This window comes from Roseateles sp. GW821-FHT02E12 (assembly GCF_059421665.1).
On sequence record NZ_JBWKVK010000004.1, the window covers coordinates 301,118 to 318,502 of the forward strand.

Below are 17,385 nucleotides of genomic sequence, written 5' to 3' on the forward strand. Positions count from 1 at the left end.
GGCCCCCACCATGACCTTTCCCCTGCGTCGCCGCACCGTGCTGACCGCCGCTTCATCTCTTGCACTGCCCGCCATGAGCGCTCCCGCCACCACCTCCGCTGACATGCCGCATCTGCCCTGGTCTCGCCAGGCCGTCATCTACCAGATCAACGTTCGCCAGTTCTCGCCCGAGGGCACGCTCAAGGCGGTGCAGTCCGACCTGCAGCGACTCAAGCGCCTGGGCGTGGACATCCTGTGGCTGATGCCCCTGCAGCCCATCGGCAAGCTCAATCGCAAGGGCACGCTGGGCAGCTACTACTCCATCAGCGACTACACGGCCGTGAACCCCGAGTTCGGCACGCTGGCCGACGCCAAGGCCTTCGTCGCCGCAGCGCACAAGCTGGGCTTCAAGGTCATCCTCGACTGGGTGGCCAACCACACGGCCTGGGACCACCCCTGGGCCACGGCCCACAAGGATTGGTACAAGCTCAACGCGAAGGGCGAGGTCTATGCCGTCACCTTCAACGAGGGCCAGCCCAGCGAGGAGCATTGGGACGACGTCATCGCGCTGAACTACAAGAGCGAGGGCCTGCGCGCCGCCATGATCGACGCGATGAAGTTCTGGGTGCGCGAGACCGGGCTGGACGGCTTCCGCTGCGACGTGGCCAGCCTCGTGCCGACCGACTTCTGGGTGCGCACGCGCAAGGCGCTGAGTGCCGTGAAGCCAATGTTCATGCTGGCCGAGTCCGATGCCATCGACCTGCACACCAGCGGCGCCTTCGACATGACCTATTCCTGGGACCTGGCCGACCAGGTGTTCAAGAAGATCGGCAAGGGCGAGGCCGGCGCACCACTGCTGAAGGAGTGGCTGGCCAAGCAGCCAGCGGGCTATCCGGCCCACGCCTACCGCATGCGCTTCACGAGCAACCACGACTTCAATTCCTGGCACGGCACCGACGCCGACCTGTACGGCGACGCCTACCCGGCCCTCGCGGTGCTGACGTTCATGCTGCCTGGCATGCCGCTGATCTACAACGGCCAGGAGTCGCGGCTCACCAAGAAGCTGGAGTTCTTCGAGAAGGATTCCATCGACTGGAAGCGTTATGAGCTGAGCGACTTCTACGCCGGCCTCGTCGCCCTCAAGCACCAGCACCCGGCCCTGGCCGCCGGCCAGTACGGCGCGCCGGTCAAGCTGCTGGACAGCCCGCCCGACATCGTCGCCTTCGAGCGCCGACTGGAGCAGGACCTGGTGCGCGTGGCGGTCAACCTGTCCAAGACCGAGCAGGTCTGGCAGGGCCACAAGCTGCGGCCCTGGGGGTGGCAGCTGTCGTGAACGATTACAGGCCGCGCTACCACTTCGCGCCGCAGCGCAACTGGATCAACGACCCCAACGGCCTCGTCTTCGACGCGGCTACCGGGCTCTACCACCTGTTCTTCCAGCACAACCCGTTCGGCAACGAGTGGGGCCACATGAGCTGGGGCCATGCCACCAGCCCCGACCTGCTGCGCTGGACCGAACTGCCGCTGGCCATCCCCGAGGACGAGCGCGCGTCCATCTTCTCCGGCAGCGTCGTCATCGACCACGCGGACACCGCCGGCTTCGGCGCCGGTGCCTGGGTGGCCTGCTACACCGGCTGCCTGCGCCGCCCCGAGGGTGGGCAGGCCCAGGAACTGGCCTACAGCCTGGACCGTGGGTTGACGTGGGCGAAGTACGCCGCTAACCCCGTGCTGGATCTGGGCCTGCGCGAGTTCCGCGACCCCAAGGTGTTCTGGCATGAGCCGACCGGCCGCTGGGCCATGGCCGTCGTGCTGCCCGACGAGCATCGCGTCGCCTTCTACGGCAGCGCCAATCTGCGCGACTGGACGCTGCTCAGCCACTTCGGCCCGGCCGGCGTGACGCGGGCGATCTGGGAGTGCCCGGACCTCATTCATTTCACGGCCCAGGACCGCTGGCTGCTCAAGGTCGACACCTTCGAAGGCCACCCGGCGGGCAGCGGTGCGCAGTGCTGGGTCGGCCGCTTCGACGGCGAGCGCTTCACGGCCGAGAGCGAACTCTTTTGGGCCGACCATGGCAGCGACTTCTACGCCGCGCTGTCCTTCGCTGGCCTGCCCGCAGGGCGGCCGCCCGTCTGGCTGGCCTGGATGAACCAGCACGCCTATGCCAAGCACACGCCCACCTCGCCCTGGCGCGGCGCGATGACGCTGCCGCGTGAGCTGTCCCTCGTGCAAGCGCCCGCGGGCTGGCGGCTGGCCCAGGCGCCGGTCGCAACCGAAGCCCTGCGCGGCCAGCCCCGGTATCTCGTCGGCGCGGGCGTGATCGCCGATGCGGGTGCGAGTTGCGAACTGCGCTGGGAGCTGGACCCCGGCGACGCTGAAACCTCGACGCTGAGCGTGCGTTGCGGCCCATGCGGCGAGTACACGGAGATCGGCATCGACCACCGTCGCGGCAGCCTCTGGGTCGATCGTGGCCGCAGCGGCACCGTCGTCGACGCCGCGCACTGGGCCGGCCGCCGTGAGCAGGCCTGGAGCCACGCGCGCGCGCCGCTGGTGCTGCGAGTCTTGGTGGACCGCTGCTCGGTGGAGGTCTTCTCGGGCGACGGCCTGGTCGCGCTGACCGAAATCATCTTTCCTTCCGACACCAGCGTGGACGTTGCCGCGCTGGCCCAGAGCGGCGCCTGGACGCGCTCTGTCCTTACTTGCTGGCCTTTGAACGCATGAAGATTCTCATTACCGGACTGAACGGCACCTTGGCGCCACGCCTGGCCGAAGCCGCACGCGCGGCAGGGCACGAGGTCATCGGCTGGGACCGCAACGCGGTCAACCCCGACGACGAGAAGCTGTCGGCCGCGTGGCTGTCCGCGCAGTCGGTGGACGCCATTGCCCACCTCGGCATGGCCTCGGCGCGCTTCGCCGGCTGGCTGGCGTCGCGCTGCCCGAACTTCCTGTTCACGAGCACCGTCATGGTGTTCGATCACGAACCCGACGGCCCGCACGACGTGACCGATGCGCGCAACGCCAAGGACGACTACGGCCGCTACAAGGCCGAGTGCGAGGACGCCGTGCTGCTGGCCAACGATCGGCCCGTCATCGCCCGCATCGGCTGGCAGATCGACGAGACCCGGCCTGGCAACAACATGCTGCTGACGCTGGACGAGTGGCAAAAGCGCGATGGCCGCGTGGCGGCGAGCAGCGCCTGGACGCCGGCCTGCTCCTTCATGGCCGACACGGCCTCCGCGCTGCTGACCTTGATCGAGCGCCCGCTGCCCGGCGTGCACCATCTGGACAGCAACTCCGAGGAAGCCTGGCGCTTTGACGAGGTGGCCCGCGCGCTCGCGCAGCAGTTCGGGCGCGACTGGCGCGTCGAGGCAAACGAGGACTATCGCCACGACCAGCGCCTCGTCGGTGGCCCGAGCCGGCTGCCGCCGCTGTCGACGCGCTTGCCGGGGCTTGCCCGTGGTTGAACGTTGGCCCATCAATGGCAAAGGGCGCAGCCGCACGGTTGCTTACGGCGGTCTCGTCTGGACCGTGGCGAACGCGACAGACCCCGCGGCCGCTTTTGACGTTCAGGTCGGCCAGAGCCTGCAGATGCTCGAAGCGCATTTGCAGGAGGCGGGCTCGGCGCGCACACATCTGCTGTCGCTGCAGGTGATCCTCACCGACATCGCCAACCGCAGCGCCTTCGACGAGCAGTGGCAAGCGTGGATCGGCCCCAACGCCGAGCACTGGCCGCAGCGGGCGTGCTTCCAGTCGGGGCTGGCGCCGGGATTGCAGGTCGAACTGGTGGTTGTCGCAGCACCTGTTTCCGCAGGGCAGAGATTGGGCCTGCGAGCCGAGGCCCGAGAATCGAGCTATGAAAGCACCCCCGCGCCTGCAGGCATTGATTGAAGAAGGCCTGATCGACAGCGTCGTGCGGCAGCTGAAAAGTGGCAAGGAAGCCGACGTCTACGTGGTGCGTTGCGGCGACGACACCTGCGCCGCCAAGGTCTACAAGGAGGCCAACAAGCGCGGCTTTCGCCAGGCGGTGGACTACACCGAGAACCGCAAGGTGCGCAACAGCCGCCAGGCCCGTGCGATGACCAAGCGCACCGCCTACGGCCGCGAGCAGCAGGAGGCCGCGTGGCAAAGCGCCGAGGTTGATGCGCTGTACCGCCTGGCCGCAGCCGGCGTGCGCGTGCCCCAGCCGGGCAACTTCCACGACGGCGTGCTGCTGATGGAGCTGGTGGCCGACGAGGACGGCGACGCCGCACCTCGCCTGAACGACCTGACCTTCAGCGATGCCGACGCGCACAAGCACCACGCCACGCTGATCGACGAGGTGGTGCGCATGCTCTGCGCCGGCGTCATCCATGGCGACCTGTCCGAGTTCAACGTGCTGCTGGCCGCCGACGGGCCGGTCATCATCGACCTGCCGCAGGCCGTGGACGCCGCCGGCAACAACCACGCGCCGCGCATGCTGATTCGCGACGTGAACAACCTGCGCAACTTCTTCGGCCAGCACGCGCCGGCCCTGCTGGCCACGCAGTTCGGCCCCGAGATCTGGGCGCTGTACGCCGCCGGGCAACTGGTGCCGGGCATGCCATTGACTGGCCGCTACGAGCGCAAGGCGGGCGAGGTGGACTTGTCCAGCGTGCTGCGCGAGATCGAGGACGCGCGGCTGGAAGAGGCCGAGCGTGTGCTGCGGATGAGCTAGTCGCCTGGTTGCAACCAGAGCTCGCGGCGCTGCAGCGGCGTCTCCGGCGGCAACAGCGGGTTTTGCAGCCTCAGCACGCGGTCGCGGCTGACGGGGTGAGCCTTCAACACGGCACCGAAATGGGTGTGGTGCAACTGCTGCATCGCTCCTTCAGCCACCGCCTTCTCCAGCCCGCTGCGCAGCAGTTCGGCCAGGTCCGGCCGGCGCGGGGACACGAAGAGATAAGCCGCGGCCGGGTAGTGCAGCATCAGGTTGGGCACCACCGTCAGTTCGGGGTGGCGGTTGTTGGCCAGCTCGGCGTCCACCTCGAACACCGCGCGCGGAAAGTAGTCGAAGCGCCCCGAGGCCAGCATGCGGAACAGCGCTTCATAACCGCTGCTGGTGCTGACCTGCAGGCCGTTGGCGCGCAGGATGGCGGTGTCGGGCCAGTCGTGGCCCTGTCCGGCGATGCGCTGCTTCAGCTCCTCCAGGCTGCGCAGCCGGGCCCAGCGAGCCAGGTCGTTCCGGCGCACCAGCAGCACGCGCCAGCCCATCAGGCCGCGGTCGATGGGGATGCGAATCGGCAGAACGCCGGAGGACTCCCGTTCGCGGTCGGTCATCGTCCACATCACGTCGATAGGGCTGTTGCCGCGCGCCAGCTCCACCAGGCTGCGGCCCTGGTACATCTCCAGGTTCACCAGCTGCACGTCACCGTTGACGCCAGCCCGCTCCAGCGCCAGCAGCACGAGGGCGCGGACATAAGGCAGTTGTGGGTCGGCGGCACTCATGTGCCGCGGCAGCCACACCCGTACGGACTCGGCGTGTGCCAACGGCGCAGCAAGCGCCCCGAGGAGCAGGGCACGCCTGGGCAGGTCTGCCGAGGGAAGAGTCATGGCGGCCCATCATGCCAGCCTCATAAATGGGCGAGCCAATGAGTTTTCCCTTGCTGCCTCGCCTAAGCCGCTTCTCCTGGCTGGAGCCACAACTCCCGTCGCCGCGTGGGCGTCTCGGGCGGCAGCAGCGGGTTGCTCAGCTTCAGCACGCGCTCGGGCGAAACCGGGTGAGCCTTGATCACGGCGCCGTACTGTTCGCGGTGCAGGCGCTGGAAGCTGCCGTCGGCCACCGCAGCCTCCAATCCCGCCTTCAGCTCGGCGGCCAGCTCGGGCCGGCTGGGGCTGACGAACAGGTAGGCCGCGGCCGGGTAGTGCAGCATCAGGTCGGGCGCGATGGCTAGCTCCGGGTAGCGGCCGCCAGCCATCTCGGCGTCGATCTCCAGGATGGAGCGCGGGAAGTAGTCGATGCGGCCGGCCGCCAGCATGCGAAACAGGGCGTCGTAGCCGCTGCTGGTGCCCACCTGCAGGCCGTTGGCCCGCAGGATGGTGGTGTCGGGCCAGTCATGGCCCTGGCCGGCCATGCGCTGGCGCAGGTCGTTCAGGCTGCGCACCTGCCGCCATTGCGCCAACTCGCTGCGGCGCACCAGCAGCAGTCGCCAGCCCAGCAGGCCGCGGTCGATGGGGATACGCACCGGCAGCAGGCCACTGGATTCGCGCTGGATGTCGGTCATCGTCCACATCAGGTCGATGGGCGCGTGCCCGGCGGCCAGCTCGACGAGGGTGCGGCCCTGGGTCATGTCCAGGTCGACCGACTGGATGTGCAGCCGGTTGCCGGCGCGGTTCAGGGCCAGCTCGACGATGCGGCGCACATAGGCCAGCTGCGGGTCGGGCATGCTGATGTGGCGCGGCAAGCGCACGGCGTCGCTGGGCTGGGCGGCCAAGGGCCGGCCGGCCAGCACGAGTGGCAGTGCCAGCAGCGTACGGCGGCGTGGGAAGCGGGCGGCGATGGGCATCAACCCGCATCATGCGGCAGCCGGCAAGACCGGAGCTTTGGCGACAACCCCAGTCGACTCGGGGTTAGCCTCGCAGCTGGTAGCTCTGCGCCTGGCGCTCGTGTTCGCGCAGGCGCAGCAGCAGGGTCGCGTCGTCGAGTGCAGCGTCTGCGGGCGCCAGCGCGCCGCTCTGGCGCAGGGCAGGGCCTTGCTCGCGCAGCGCCTGCTGGAGCCAGTGGGCGCGCCTGAGGGTGCGGGGCGTGCAGGAGCGGCCGCGCAGGTCGTCGTCGAGGTCGCTGCTGTGGGCCTGCCAGGCATCGGCCAGATAGAGGCGGCCCGGTTCGTGGGTCAGCGCGTGGCGCCAGCGGCTGGCCAGGCCGAGGTAGTGGTTCAGCACCTCCGGCGTCGCACCTCGTGTGGCGAGCCGCCCGGCGAGGCTTTCGTAGGCCCGCATGGCCAGCCGCTTGAAGCGCAGGAAATGCGGCAAGGCGTCGGCATCACTGCCGGCGTCCAGCAGGGCGCCGAACAGGTGGCGGCCCTCGATGCGCTCGGCCAGGTGGTGTTGCGGGCAGCTGCGGCCATGGCCGGCGCTGTTGAACTGGGTCAGCGGGTCGAAGCGGTAGCAGTAGCCGAAGTCGTAGAGCCAGACACGTTCGCCGTCGTCCAGCAGGTTGCCGGCGCTGTAGTCCCACTCGAAAAAACCGTGCTCGATCAGTGCGCAGCCGGCTTCCAGCAGCGTGCGGGCCTGGCGCTCGTCCAGCACGCCGGGGTGGCGGCCGGCAATCCAGTGCGACACGACAAGGCCGTCGCGCAGCGAGCCGTAGACGGGCGACACGACGCCGGGCAGTGCCAGCGCTGCCAGTTCGGCGTGGCGCTGCAGCTCGTTCAGGAAGGAGGTCTGGCCATCGGGGTTGCGCACCCGGCATTCGGCGCGGGCGCGCTTGATGGCCCAGCGGCGGCCCGCGTGGTTCAGGCACAGCACTTCGGCGGTCAGGCCGCCGTCGTGCAGGGCTTCGACACCGGGGCTGTTGGCGTGCAGGGCCTTCAGCTGGGCCACGGCCAAGGGCAGGGCGGCCGGGTCGCCAAAAGCGAACTCTGCGCCGCTGGCAATGAAGGCCAGGTTGGCCTGCTGGCGGGCCTCGTCCAGCGTCAGATCAGGCCCGGCCATTCAGCGTGCTGGCGGGTGAAGGCGTCGCGCAGGTCTGCGGCCAGTGCCGGTGGCAGCGGGCCGCGCTCGATGGCGGCGAGGTTGCGGCGCAGGTTGGCCGGCTTGGCCGTGCCGACGATGGCGCTGGCCACGCCGGTGTGGAAGGCGACGAATCGCAAGGCCACGTCGGCCCAGTCCTCCTGCGCCTGCAAGCCCATGGCCTGGAAGCGATCCCAGTAGTGGCCTTCGGCGAAGTCGGTCGGCCGCTGGGCAAACCGCCAGACCGCGCCGGCCAGCGGGCGCTTGGCGATGACACCGATGCCGGCATGGTCGGCCCGCGCGGCACGGTGTTGCAGATGAGCCTGGTCGCAAAGGCTGACCGAGGTCTGCAGGCTCCCGAAGGCGCCGCTTTCAATGGCGAAATCGACCTCCGCGTTGTCACCCGAGTAGGCCGCCACGCGCAGCTTGCCGGCGGCGCGGCAGTCGTTCAACGCCCGCGCCACGTCACCCTGCTGCAGCACGTGCAGGGGGCAGGAGTGCAGGTGCACGATGTCGAGCCAGTCGGTCTTCATCAGCGTGAGCGCGCGCTCGACGCCAGCCACGATGCAGTCGTAGGTCCAGTCGGCCACGCCTTCGACGCCGTAGCCGACCTTGGTGGACAGCACGAACTCCGCGCGGCGATGGGCGATGTGGCGGCCGATGCGCTCCTCGCTGAGGCCGTAGCCACGCGCGGTGTCGACGAGGTTGATGCCAACGTCCAGCACATGGTTGAGCAGGGCGCCGGCTTCGGCCTCCGAAGTGCGTTCGTCGTTGATGTGCATCGCGCCGAAGCCCAGCGCGGAGACCTTGAGGCCGGTGTGGCCGAGGGGATTCAGGATCATTTCGTGAGGAGGACCCGTCCGAACAAGGGCGGCACGGTGAGTTGGATCCAGCCGCTCTTCACGGCCACGGGCGGGCCACCCAGTGCGTCGCGCAGCTGGCTGGCCGGGAAGGGCAGGCCGACGCTGACGGTGCGGGGCTTGTCGCTGTTGTTGGTGGCGGTGACGGCCCAGGCGTTGCCGTCCTGGCGGGCCAGCACGACGACATGCTCGTCGACATGCAACGGGGCGGACAGCGTGCCGTGGCGCAGCACGGGCAGGTCGTGGCGCAGCTGGGTGAGGCGCTTGAAGTCGGCCAGCAGTGCGTTGTCGGGCTGCCCGCCTTCGTCGGCCCAAGGGTAGGGCGCGCGGTTGTAGGGGTCGGCACCGCCGCCCAGGCCCACCTCGTCGCCGTAGTAAATGGTGGGCGAGCCGGGGTAGGTCATCTGGAAGAACACGGCCAGGCGCAGCCGGCGCTTGGCCAGTGCGAGGTCGCTGTCTTCGCCGAAATGGTGCAGCGCGCGCGGCTGGTCGTGCGTGGACAGCAGGTTCATCAGCGCCGAGAAAGCCTGGGACGGATAGGCTTCGCGCATCAGCTCCAGGTTGGCGGCCATGCGCCGGCCGGACTTGCCGGCGGCGTAGTCCAGCACGGCATTGCGGAAGATGTAGTTCATGGTGCTGTCGAACGTATCTCCAAGGAAATACTTCGAGGCATCGAACCAGGTCTCGGCCACAGTCAGCGCGTCGGGGTTCTTGGCCTTCACGGCCTGGCGCCACTCGCGCCAGAAGTCGTCGGGCACCCAGGGTGCCACGTCCATGCGCCAGCCGGCCGCGCCGCGGTCCAGCCAGAGGTTGGTGACCGAGTCCTTGTCCCCGTAGGCGTAGGCGCGGAAGGCGGGGTTGCTCTTGTCGATCTCCGGCAGCGTGTACTCGCCGCCCCAGCCCTGGTATTGGCGGTTGGGGTCGGTCTCGTTGGGCTTGAACTTGAACCAACCGGCATAGGCCGAGTTGGGGTTGATGCGGCCGTTGTCGAAGGCACCGCCGGCGGGGTAGTTGCCGAAGCGGTTGAAGTAGGGCGAGTCGTTGCCTACATGGTTCAGCGACGTGTCCGGGATGACGCGGATGCCGCGCTTGGCGGCCTCGGCGCACAGGCGCACGAAGTCGTCGTTGGTGCCGAAGGCCGGGTCGATGGTCTTGTAGTCTGCCGTGTCGTACTTGTGGTTGCTGGCCGCGCGGAAGACGGGCGTCAGGTAGATCGCGTTGGCGCCCAGGCTCTTGATGTAGTCGAGCTTTTCGATGACGCCGGCCAGGTCGCCGCCGAAGAAGTCGTTGTTGTATTGCGCATCGGAGCCGTCGCCGGTGTTCGGCTTGAACGGCTTCTCATTCCACTTCGCGTGCTTCTCGATGTCGTGTTCGTGGAAGCGGTCCTGCGGCCGGCCGCCGCCGGGGCGCGGGTCGTTGGCCTTGTCGCCGTTGCGGAAGCGCTCAGGGAAGACGTAGTAGTAGACGATGTCCTGGGCCCAGGCTGGCACCTGGAAGCCCGGCGCGTGGATCGTCTGGCGGTAGCGGCGCACGCGGTTCAGGTTGGACGGCAGGCGTTCGACGGCGGCGACGCCCATCGAGCCCGTCTCGCGTGTCCAGTAGATGGGGTCCTTGTTGTTCTGCAGCGCGTAGCGGCCCTGGCTCGTCTCGATCTCGAACCAGTAGCCGTAGATGCCGGTCGCGTCAAAACGGTAGCTGGCCGTGAAGCCGGTGCCGAGGCCGCGCGATTGCGGCGTCATCGGGATGCGGGCGAGCGGCTGGTAGGAGAGCTGCTCCTGGTTGCCAGTCATCTGCCGGCGCTCGATGACGAGGGTGGCCTGCTTCAGGCCGGGCACGTCGTTGCCGATGCTGAAGCGGACTTCGCTGCCGGCCGGCTGGGCGCCGAAGGGCGCCTTGAACCCGGCACTGCGGGAGTCGAAATGGGTCGTCAGCGCGGCTTTGTCGGTAAGGGGCTGGGGCGGCGTGGGATTGAAGCGCTTGGGGCCCACATCCAGCGTCGGCCGCCCATCCGCGGCAAAGCTCAGGCGCAGCGTGTGCTCGCCGCTGAAGTCGCGCTTCAGGTTGCCGGGCGCGCCACGCGCGGGCTGGCCGTTGGCATCGCCGCCGAAGGTGAGGGCAGCCGTCCAGTCCTCGTCGGCGAGCTTGAACTCCTGCGAGCCCTTGGCCTTGAGGTTCAGGTAGTAGCCGTCGCAGCGGTACTCGAAGGCCTGCTCGTCCTGGGCCGCCCAGTTGTTCAGGCCGCCGCGCAGATAGAGCGTGGCGTCGCCGAGCGGCGCGGGTTTGCAGGCAGGGGCGGCGTGGAGGGCTGGTGCGAGCAGCAGCGCAGCGCAAAGCGTGATGAACTTGAGCATGAGGCGGCTGTCAGTCATGCCGCGGCTGCGGCAAGATGGGGTTGTCAGTGGACGCGCTTGTAGCGGCTGTAGCCGCCCAGTTCTCGGGGCACCGGGCGAAGCACGAGCACGCCGTGGGCTGGCACGTCGACCGTGACAAAGCCCGAGCCGATGCTTGGCGGCGAAGCGCCCGGCACGGTGGGCACCAGGCCCAGCACGTCGATCAGGGGCGTGTCGTCCATCAAGGCCCAGTTCGCCACCATCAGGCGGTCGCGCACGGGCTTGTCGGTGGGGTTGGCCACCACGATGACGGTGTCCAGCGCCCGGTCGGTGTGCCGTTCGAAGGCGAGCAGCTTGGCCGATTCGACGAGGCGGAATTCGCCCACGCGCAGCGCTCGGTGGGCCTTGTGCATGTCGACGAGCTTGCGCACCCAGACCGTCTCGGGGTTGGCATCGCTGACGAGATCCCAGCGCATGGGGCCGCGGTTGGCGGGGTCGGCGCCGCCGTCCATGCCAACCTCCACACCGTAGTAGAGGTTGGGCGCGCCGGGCAGGGTGAACTGCAGGGCCTGCACGAAGCGGCGCTGGGCCACGTCGGGCCACTGGCTGGCGATGCGGGGGATGTCGTGGTTGTCGATGACGACCCAGGACTTCAGCATGGGCTCGATGCCGGCGTCGCGCACCATGCGGTCGATCATGCGGCCTGCCGCCGGCCCCTCGAGCTCGCCGCCGGCGGTGCTGTTGATGATCTGGCGCAGCGTGAAGTTCATGACCGCGTCAATCGACTGCAGCCAGCGGCCGGGGTAGTTGACGATCTCGCCGACAACCAGCGAGCCGGGCTTCTGCGTGTGGGCCGACTTGGTCAGCGCCGCGAGATACGTGGGGCCGAGTTCGAAGGCCGTGTCCAGACGCCAGCCATCGGCGCCGTCGCGCAGATAGCTGCGCACGACGGAATCAGGCGCTTCGTAGAGGTAGCGCCGAACGACGGGCGACTCGAGATTGAGTTCCGGCAGGTTCTGAAAGCCCGCCCAGGCACGCGCGCCACCCGCGTACTGCGGCCCGATGGCGAACCACTCGCGCCAGGGGCTCTTGGGGTCGGCCATGGCCGCGCGAAATGCCGGGGAGTTGCGGCCCATGTGGTTGAAGACACCATCAAGCACCACCTTGAGGCCGCGGCGGTGCGCCTCGGCCGCCAGGCGCTTGAAGTCCTCGCGGCTGCCGTACTCGGGCGAGATGGCCTTGAAGTCGAGGGCGTCGTACTTGTGGTTGGTGTAGGCGTGGTGGATGGGGTTGATGTAGAGCACATCCGCGCCCAGCTGCTGGACATGGTCCAGCTTGGCCGTAGCGCTGGCGAGGTCGCCGCCCCAGAAGTCCAGCTCGTGGGCCGCCAGCTTTTCGGCCTCGAGGTAGGGGCCGGGCGTCGGCGCCTCGCTCCAGCTGCGCAGACGCTTCGGCGCAGGGTAGAGCTCGCGCTTGGCGGCCAGATCCCGCGAGGGCGCGAAGCGGTCCACGATGATCTGGTAGACGACCGCGCCATTGCGCCAGTCGCGTTCCCGGTCTTCGTAAGGGCCGGCCTGTGCCGCCAAGGCGCCGAGCAGGGCCAGGCCTGCCACGGCGAGATGGCGCTTCATCCCTTGACCCCACCGGCCGTCAGGCCAGAGACGATCCAGCGCTGGGCGAGCAGGAACACCAATGTGATCGGCAGGCCCGACAGCACGGCCGCAGCGGCGAAGTCGCCCCACAGGAAGCGCTGGTCGTGCAGGAAGTATTTGGAGCCGACGGCGAGCGTGAGGTTGCCCTCTTCACGCAGCAGGATGGAGGCCACCGGGTACTCGATGATGGTGCCGATGAAGGCCAGCACGAAGACCACCATCAGGATGGGAATGGCCATGGGCAGCAGCACGCGTGAGAAGGCCTGCCAGTGCGTGGCGCCGTCGACCTTGGCGTTCTCCTCGATCTCCACGGGAATGGTCTCGAAGTAGCCCTTGATGGTCCAGACATGCGTGGCGATGCCGCCGAGATACGCCAGCACCAGGCCAGCATGCGTCTCGATGCCCAGGGCCGGCACATAGGTGCCGATGGTCTCGAAGATGGCGTAGATGGCCACCAGCGCCAGCACCGGCGGGAACATCTGCAGCAGCAGCATGCCGTTCAGCACCGGGCGGTCAAAGCGGAACTTCATGCGCGCGAAGGCGTAGGCGGCGGTCGTCGAGATGGCGACGATGAGGAAGGCCGAGATCGTCGCGATCTTGATGGAGTTCCACAGCCAGGTCAGCACTGGGAAGGGCGGCTGCACCAGGCTGCCGTCGGCGGCTTGATACGGAATGCCTAACGCCAGCTTCCAGTGCTCCAGGCTGATCTCCGTCGGGATCAAGCTGCCGGTGGCGAAGTTGCCGGGCCGCAGCGAGATGGACACGACCGCCAGCAGCGGGAAGATGGTGATGGCGATGAAGAGCCACATCACCGCGTGGCCGGCGAAGGTGCGCCAGCGGGCTTGTTTGCCGAGGACGATGGCCATGGTTATTTCTGTGCCTTGGCGCTCATGCGCAGGTTGATGAGCGACAGCGCCGCGACCAGGAAGAAGATCAGCGTCGAGATCGCCGCGGCGAGGCCGAAGTCGGAGCCCGAGTCCTTGAACGCGATGCGGTAGGTGTAGCTGACGAGGATGTCGGTCTGGCCCGCCGGCAGCTTGGTGGACAGGAAGTCCGGCCGGCCATCGGTCAGCAGCGCGATCAGCACGAAGTTGTTGAAGTTGAACGCGAAGGCGCTGACCAGCAGCGGCGCCAGCGGCTTGATGATCAGCGGCGCCGTGATCTTGAGGAAGTTGGTCGCGGGGCTGGCGCCGGCCAGGGCCGAGGCTTCGTACAGGTCTGCCGGGATCGCCTTCAGCAGCCCCGAGCACAGGATCATGATGTACGGATAACCCAGCCACACGTTGACGATGAGCAGCATCGTCTTGGCCAGCAGCGGGTCGGCAAACCAGGCCGGCTTGACGCCGAACAGCGCGTTCAGGATGGCGTTGATCTCGCCGAAGTTCTGGTTGAACAGGCCCTTGAAGACGAGGATGGAGATGAAGCCCGGCACCGCATACGGCAGGAAGAGCAGCGTGCGGTAGGTGGTGCGGTACTTCATGCCCTCCCAGTTCAGCAGCACGGCGAAGAGCATGCCGATGGCGGTGGAGAAGGCGACGGTCAGCGCCGAGAAGATGACCGTCCAGCTGAAGATGGACAGGAAGGGGCCGCGGAACTCGGCGTCGAACAGCATGCGCGCGTAGTTCGCCATGCCGATGAAGGCCTTGAAGCCGGGCTGCAGCGTTTCGCCGGCTGCTGTCTGGAAGAAGCCGGTGTCGCGGTTGGCCTTGAACACGGCGCCGTCCAGCGCGCGGGTCAGGCTGCCGTCGGCTTCTGACCGCCACTGCGGCTTGACGGGGCCGAACTCACGCAGGCCGAGGTAGTGCAGTTCGGTCTTGTCGGGCAGCGCGAGGGTGATCTTGGCGAGGGCGTCGCGGTGCTTGATCAGCTCGGGCAAGGGCAGGGCGGCTTGCAGCGGCGCGGTCAGCGGCAGGTGCTCGCCGTCGGCTACGGCCAGGTCCACGCGCACCGGGCGGCTGACGCTGCGCAGCGCCAGCGGCGGCGACACCCAGCGCGGCGCGGCGCCGCCCTCGGGTTGCAGCACAAGGCGGAACTCGGCGCCGTCGGCGTGCAGCGTGTAGGCCAGCACCTGGTCTTCCACCGCGTCGTGCTGCTCCAGCAGGTACTCGCGCACACGGCTCTCGCTGAGCAGGTGGATGCTTGAATAGTTCGTCAGCCCGATCTGCGCCGTGTAGACCAGCGGGAAGGCGATGAAAACCAGCATGCCGGCCACGCCGGGGAACAGGTAGCGCCAGGCAAACCCGCCGCGGCTCAAGTAGACGTAGAAGCCGGCCGTGAACAGCACCAGCAGGCCCGCGGCCCACGCGGCCTGGCCGGTCGTGTAGACGACGAAGACGAGATACAGCGCAGCCACGATGGCGGCCACGGCCAACGGCCAGTGCAGCCAACGGCCAAGCTTCTCAGTCAGCGTGGGCGGCAGCGTCGTGTAGCTGCCTTGTCCAAGGGTGGAGGTCGCAGCGTTCATTTGTTCAGCAGCATCCGTGCGGCGGCGCCGTCGAGCGCGTCCTTGGGGCTTTGCAGGCCGTTGGTGATGGCTTCCAGCGCCGCGTCCATCGCGGTCCAGAAGCGGCCCACCTCGGGGATGTTGGGGATGGGCGCACCGTTGCGGGCGTTGGTCATGCTGGCGGCGATCAGCGGGTTGACCGACAGCTCGGCATAGAAGGCCTTGTTGGCCGGCACGCCGATGGGCACGTTGGCGTCCAGGATCTTCAAGGCCTCGGGGCGCATCAGGTGGTTCTCGATGAACTCCTTGGCGATGTCCTTGTTCTTGCTGGGCGCGGAAATCATGCAGCCCAGCACGCCGACAAAGCTCTTGCTCGGCTTGCCGGCGATGACGGCGGGAATGGGCGCCACGCCGATGTCGATCTTGGCGCGCTTGGCGTTGTCCCAGGCCCAGGGGCCGGAGATCATCATGGCCACCTCACCGCGCGCGAAGGAGGCCTCCATCTCGGAGTAGCGCGCGCCCTTGGGCATGTGGCCATCCTTGATGAGGCGTTCGATCATCTGCGCGCCGGCGAGTGCGCCAGCGTTGTTGACGTCGACCTGCTTCGGATCGAAATCACCCTGGGCATCGCGGCCGAAGATGACGCCACCGGCGCCGGCAATCATGGGCCAGCTGAAGAAGCTCTTGTTGTAGTCCCACAGCACGGCGTGCTTGCCGCTGGCCTGGAGCTTCTTGTCCAGGGCGATCAGTTCGTCCCAGGTCGCGGGCGGCGTGGGCACCAGGGCCTTGTTGTAGATGAGGCCCGTCGTCTCGATGGCGATGGGGTAGCCCCAGATGCGGCCGCGGTAGCTCAGCGCGTTCCAGGCCTGCTCCTCGGACTCGGCCTTCAGCTTGGCCGAAGGGCGCAGCGGCGTCAGCAGACCGGCCTTGGCCCACTCGCCCACGCGGTCGTGCGGCCAGCAGAAGATGTCTGGGCCTTTGCCGGCGCCGGCAGCCTGCTGGAACTTGTCGGTCGGGTCGACCGGATGCTCGACGACGACCTTGACGCCCGAGGCCTTCTCGAAGGCATCACCCACCGTCTGCAGGCCGCCATAAGCCTTGTCGCCATTGATCCAGACGAGGAGCTTGGGCGCCTCTGCCAACGCCGGTGCGGCCACCAGCGCAGCCACCAAGGGCAGCCACTTCATGCCGCCAGCTCCGGCGCAGCCAGGCGACGCAGCGCGAGGCCATTGGCGTCGAACACATAGAGCGCTTCGGCCGGCAGGTGCAGATCCAGGTCCTGGCCGCTGCGCAGGCGGTCGACGCCGTTGCGGCCTTCGAATTGGCAGGTCAGCGCTTCCTCGACGCCGGGGTAGGGGCAGTAGGCGAAGGTGATGCCGCCCAGCGACTCAACGAAGGCCACGTTGCTTTGCAGCAGATTGCCCTGGCCATGGTCGCCGCGGCGGATGTGCTCCGGCCGAACGCCGAGAGTCACCTTGTCGCCCACCTTGGCTGCGCTGCCGTCCACCCGCGCACGCAGAACAACCTTGCTGCCGGTCAGCTTCACGTCGACATGGCCAGCGTCGATTGCGGCGACCTCCGCGTCGATGAAGTTCATCTTCGGGCTGCCGATGAAACCGGCCACGAAGAGATTGCGCGGATGCTCGTACAGCTCCAGCGGTGAGCCGACCTGCTCGACCTTGCCGGCCGACAGCACGACGATGCGGTCGGCCAGCGTCATGGCCTCCACCTGGTCATGGGTCACGTAGATCATGGTGGTCTTCAGGTCTTCGTGCAGCTTGGCGAACTCGTAGCGCATGCGCACGCGCAAGGCCGCGTCGAGGTTGGACAGCGGCTCGTCGAACAGGAAGACCTCGGGCTTGCGCACGATGGCGCGGCCGATGGCGACGCGCTGGCGCTGCCCACCGGACAGATCCTTGGGCTTGCGGTCCAGCAGGTGCTCGATGTGCAGGATCTTGGCCGCGTTGCGCACGGCCGTTTCGATCTCTGCCTTGGGGACCTTGGCCAGCTTCAAGCCGAAGGCCATGTTGTCGAACAGATTCATATGCGGGTACAGCGCATACGACTGGAACACCATGGCGATGCCGCGCTCGCTGGGCGGCACGTCGTTGACGACACGCCCGCCGATGGTCAGCTCACCGCCGGTGATCTCTTCCAGGCCGGCGATGGAGCGCAGCAGCGTGGACTTGCCGCAGCCTGAGGGGCCGACGAAGACCATGAACTCACCGTCGCGGATCTCCAGGTCAATGCCGTGAAGGATGCGGATGTCGCCATAGGCTTTTTCCACGCCGGTCAGTCGAACGTCTGCCACTTCTAGCCTTTCTGTCGCCGGTGCAGTGCAGCGGCTTGTCTCATCGTGTTGAACGGCGCAAAATTCTCATGTTTGGCCGTCTTTGTAGACAATATACAGGTCGACTCCGCCAAGAACAACAGCGATTTCC

At 67.9% G+C, this 17,385-nt stretch carries 15 protein-coding genes; 5 read left to right on the plus strand and 10 right to left on the minus strand.

Going from position 1 to position 17,385, the window contains the following annotated elements; all coding sequences use genetic code 11:
- Nucleotides 1–10 precede the first annotated feature (10 nt).
- Genes AC07V5_RS24215 through AC07V5_RS24235 form a run of 5 tightly spaced genes read left to right on the plus strand, consistent with a single transcriptional unit; the run spans nt 11 to nt 4,669 of the window.
- Nucleotides 11–1,312 carry an alpha-amylase family glycosyl hydrolase gene (locus tag AC07V5_RS24215; protein ID WP_495118283.1) on the plus strand — a complete coding sequence of 434 codons (1,302 nt, stop codon included), beginning with the start codon at nt 11–13 and terminating at the stop codon, nt 1,310–1,312.
- Nucleotides 1,309–2,697 (plus strand): glycoside hydrolase family 32 protein, encoded by a 1,389-nt coding sequence (locus tag AC07V5_RS24220; RefSeq protein ID WP_495118284.1) that lies wholly within the window; start codon nt 1,309–1,311, stop codon nt 2,695–2,697. Before AC07V5_RS24215 ends, AC07V5_RS24220 begins: the two co-directional genes overlap by 4 nt.
- Nucleotides 2,694–3,440 carry a sugar nucleotide-binding protein gene (locus AC07V5_RS24225; protein ID WP_495118285.1) on the plus strand — a complete coding sequence of 249 codons (747 nt, stop codon included), beginning with the start codon at nt 2,694–2,696 and terminating at the stop codon, nt 3,438–3,440. The genes AC07V5_RS24220 and AC07V5_RS24225 overlap by 4 nt, the downstream gene beginning before the upstream one ends.
- Nucleotides 3,433–3,864 (plus strand): Rid family hydrolase, encoded by a 432-nt coding sequence (locus tag AC07V5_RS24230; protein ID WP_495118286.1) that lies wholly within the window; start codon nt 3,433–3,435, stop codon nt 3,862–3,864. The genes AC07V5_RS24225 and AC07V5_RS24230 overlap by 8 nt, the downstream gene beginning before the upstream one ends.
- On the plus strand, nt 3,830–4,669 hold the full coding sequence (locus AC07V5_RS24235) for a PA4780 family RIO1-like protein kinase (protein WP_495118287.1): 840 nt from the start codon (nt 3,830–3,832) through the stop codon (nt 4,667–4,669). Before AC07V5_RS24230 ends, AC07V5_RS24235 begins: the two co-directional genes overlap by 35 nt.
- Here the strand turns inward: AC07V5_RS24235 and AC07V5_RS24240 are convergent.
- The 10 genes from AC07V5_RS24240 to AC07V5_RS24285 all read right to left on the minus strand — a co-directional run bounded on the left by AC07V5_RS24240 (nt 4,666) and on the right by AC07V5_RS24285 (nt 17,255).
- A complete protein-coding gene (locus AC07V5_RS24240; protein ID WP_495118288.1) occupies nt 4,666–5,541 on the minus strand; it encodes a hypothetical protein in 876 nt (291 codons plus the stop codon). The two genes, AC07V5_RS24235 and AC07V5_RS24240, sit on opposite strands and share 4 nt — an antisense overlap.
- A 62-nt stretch (nt 5,542–5,603) precedes the next feature.
- A complete protein-coding gene (locus tag AC07V5_RS24245) occupies nt 5,604–6,494 on the minus strand; it encodes a hypothetical protein (RefSeq protein WP_495118289.1) in 891 nt (296 codons plus the stop codon).
- 64 nt (nt 6,495–6,558) lie between these two features.
- Nucleotides 6,559–7,641, minus strand: coding sequence for a hypothetical protein (locus tag AC07V5_RS24250; protein WP_495118290.1), 1,083 nt, complete (start codon nt 7,639–7,641; stop codon nt 6,559–6,561).
- Nucleotides 7,623–8,501: an aldo/keto reductase gene (locus tag AC07V5_RS24255; protein WP_495118291.1), complete on the minus strand. Its 879-nt coding sequence runs from the start codon at nt 8,499–8,501 to the stop codon at nt 7,623–7,625. Before AC07V5_RS24255 ends, AC07V5_RS24250 begins: the two co-directional genes overlap by 19 nt.
- Nucleotides 8,498–10,888, minus strand: a complete 2,391-nt coding sequence (locus AC07V5_RS24260) for an alpha-amylase family glycosyl hydrolase (protein WP_495118292.1) — start codon at nt 10,886–10,888, stop codon at nt 8,498–8,500. The genes AC07V5_RS24255 and AC07V5_RS24260 overlap by 4 nt, the downstream gene beginning before the upstream one ends.
- A gap of 26 nt (nt 10,889–10,914) precedes the next feature.
- Entirely contained in the window at nt 10,915–12,480 is a 1,566-nt protein-coding gene (locus tag AC07V5_RS24265) for an alpha-amylase family glycosyl hydrolase (protein WP_495118293.1), read from the minus strand.
- A complete protein-coding gene (gene malG, locus AC07V5_RS24270) occupies nt 12,477–13,367 on the minus strand; it encodes a maltose ABC transporter permease MalG (RefSeq protein WP_495118294.1) in 891 nt (296 codons plus the stop codon). Before malG ends, AC07V5_RS24265 begins: the two co-directional genes overlap by 4 nt.
- Nucleotides 13,368–13,369: 2 nt before the next feature.
- Nucleotides 13,370–14,965, minus strand: a complete 1,596-nt coding sequence (gene malF / locus AC07V5_RS24275; RefSeq protein ID WP_495118295.1) for a maltose ABC transporter permease MalF — start codon at nt 14,963–14,965, stop codon at nt 13,370–13,372.
- Nucleotides 14,962–16,131 (minus strand): maltose/maltodextrin ABC transporter substrate-binding protein MalE, encoded by a 1,170-nt coding sequence (gene malE, locus AC07V5_RS24280; protein ID WP_495118296.1) that lies wholly within the window; start codon nt 16,129–16,131, stop codon nt 14,962–14,964. Before malE ends, malF begins: the two co-directional genes overlap by 4 nt.
- Nucleotides 16,128–17,255: an ABC transporter ATP-binding protein gene (locus AC07V5_RS24285; RefSeq protein WP_495118297.1), complete on the minus strand. Its 1,128-nt coding sequence runs from the start codon at nt 17,253–17,255 to the stop codon at nt 16,128–16,130. Before AC07V5_RS24285 ends, malE begins: the two co-directional genes overlap by 4 nt.
- Between the last annotated feature and the right edge of the window lie 130 nt (nt 17,256–17,385).

Excerpts from the sequence above, each read along its gene's own strand:
- AC07V5_RS24265 (WP_495118293.1), bottom strand. The coding sequence starts at position 12,480 with ATGAAGCGCCATCTCGCCGTGGCAGGCCTGGCCCTGCTCGGCGCCTTG.
- AC07V5_RS24215 (WP_495118283.1), top strand. The coding sequence starts at position 11 with ATGACCTTTCCCCTGCGTCGCCGCACCGTGCTGACCGCCGCTTCATCT.
- AC07V5_RS24250 (WP_495118290.1), bottom strand. The coding sequence starts at position 7,641 with ATGGCCGGGCCTGATCTGACGCTGGACGAGGCCCGCCAGCAGGCCAAC.
- AC07V5_RS24225 (WP_495118285.1), top strand. The coding sequence starts at position 2,694 with ATGAAGATTCTCATTACCGGACTGAACGGCACCTTGGCGCCACGCCTG.
- AC07V5_RS24245 (WP_495118289.1), bottom strand. The coding sequence starts at position 6,494 with ATGCCCATCGCCGCCCGCTTCCCACGCCGCCGTACGCTGCTGGCACTG.
- AC07V5_RS24235 (WP_495118287.1), top strand. The coding sequence starts at position 3,830 with ATGAAAGCACCCCCGCGCCTGCAGGCATTGATTGAAGAAGGCCTGATC.
- AC07V5_RS24260 (WP_495118292.1), bottom strand. The coding sequence starts at position 10,888 with ATGACTGACAGCCGCCTCATGCTCAAGTTCATCACGCTTTGCGCTGCG.
- AC07V5_RS24255 (WP_495118291.1), bottom strand. The coding sequence starts at position 8,501 with ATGATCCTGAATCCCCTCGGCCACACCGGCCTCAAGGTCTCCGCGCTG.
- malE (WP_495118296.1), bottom strand. The coding sequence starts at position 16,131 with ATGAAGTGGCTGCCCTTGGTGGCTGCGCTGGTGGCCGCACCGGCGTTG.
- malG (WP_495118294.1), bottom strand. The coding sequence starts at position 13,367 with ATGGCCATCGTCCTCGGCAAACAAGCCCGCTGGCGCACCTTCGCCGGC.
- malF (WP_495118295.1), bottom strand. The coding sequence starts at position 14,965 with ATGAACGCTGCGACCTCCACCCTTGGACAAGGCAGCTACACGACGCTG.
- AC07V5_RS24240 (WP_495118288.1), bottom strand. The coding sequence starts at position 5,541 with ATGACTCTTCCCTCGGCAGACCTGCCCAGGCGTGCCCTGCTCCTCGGG.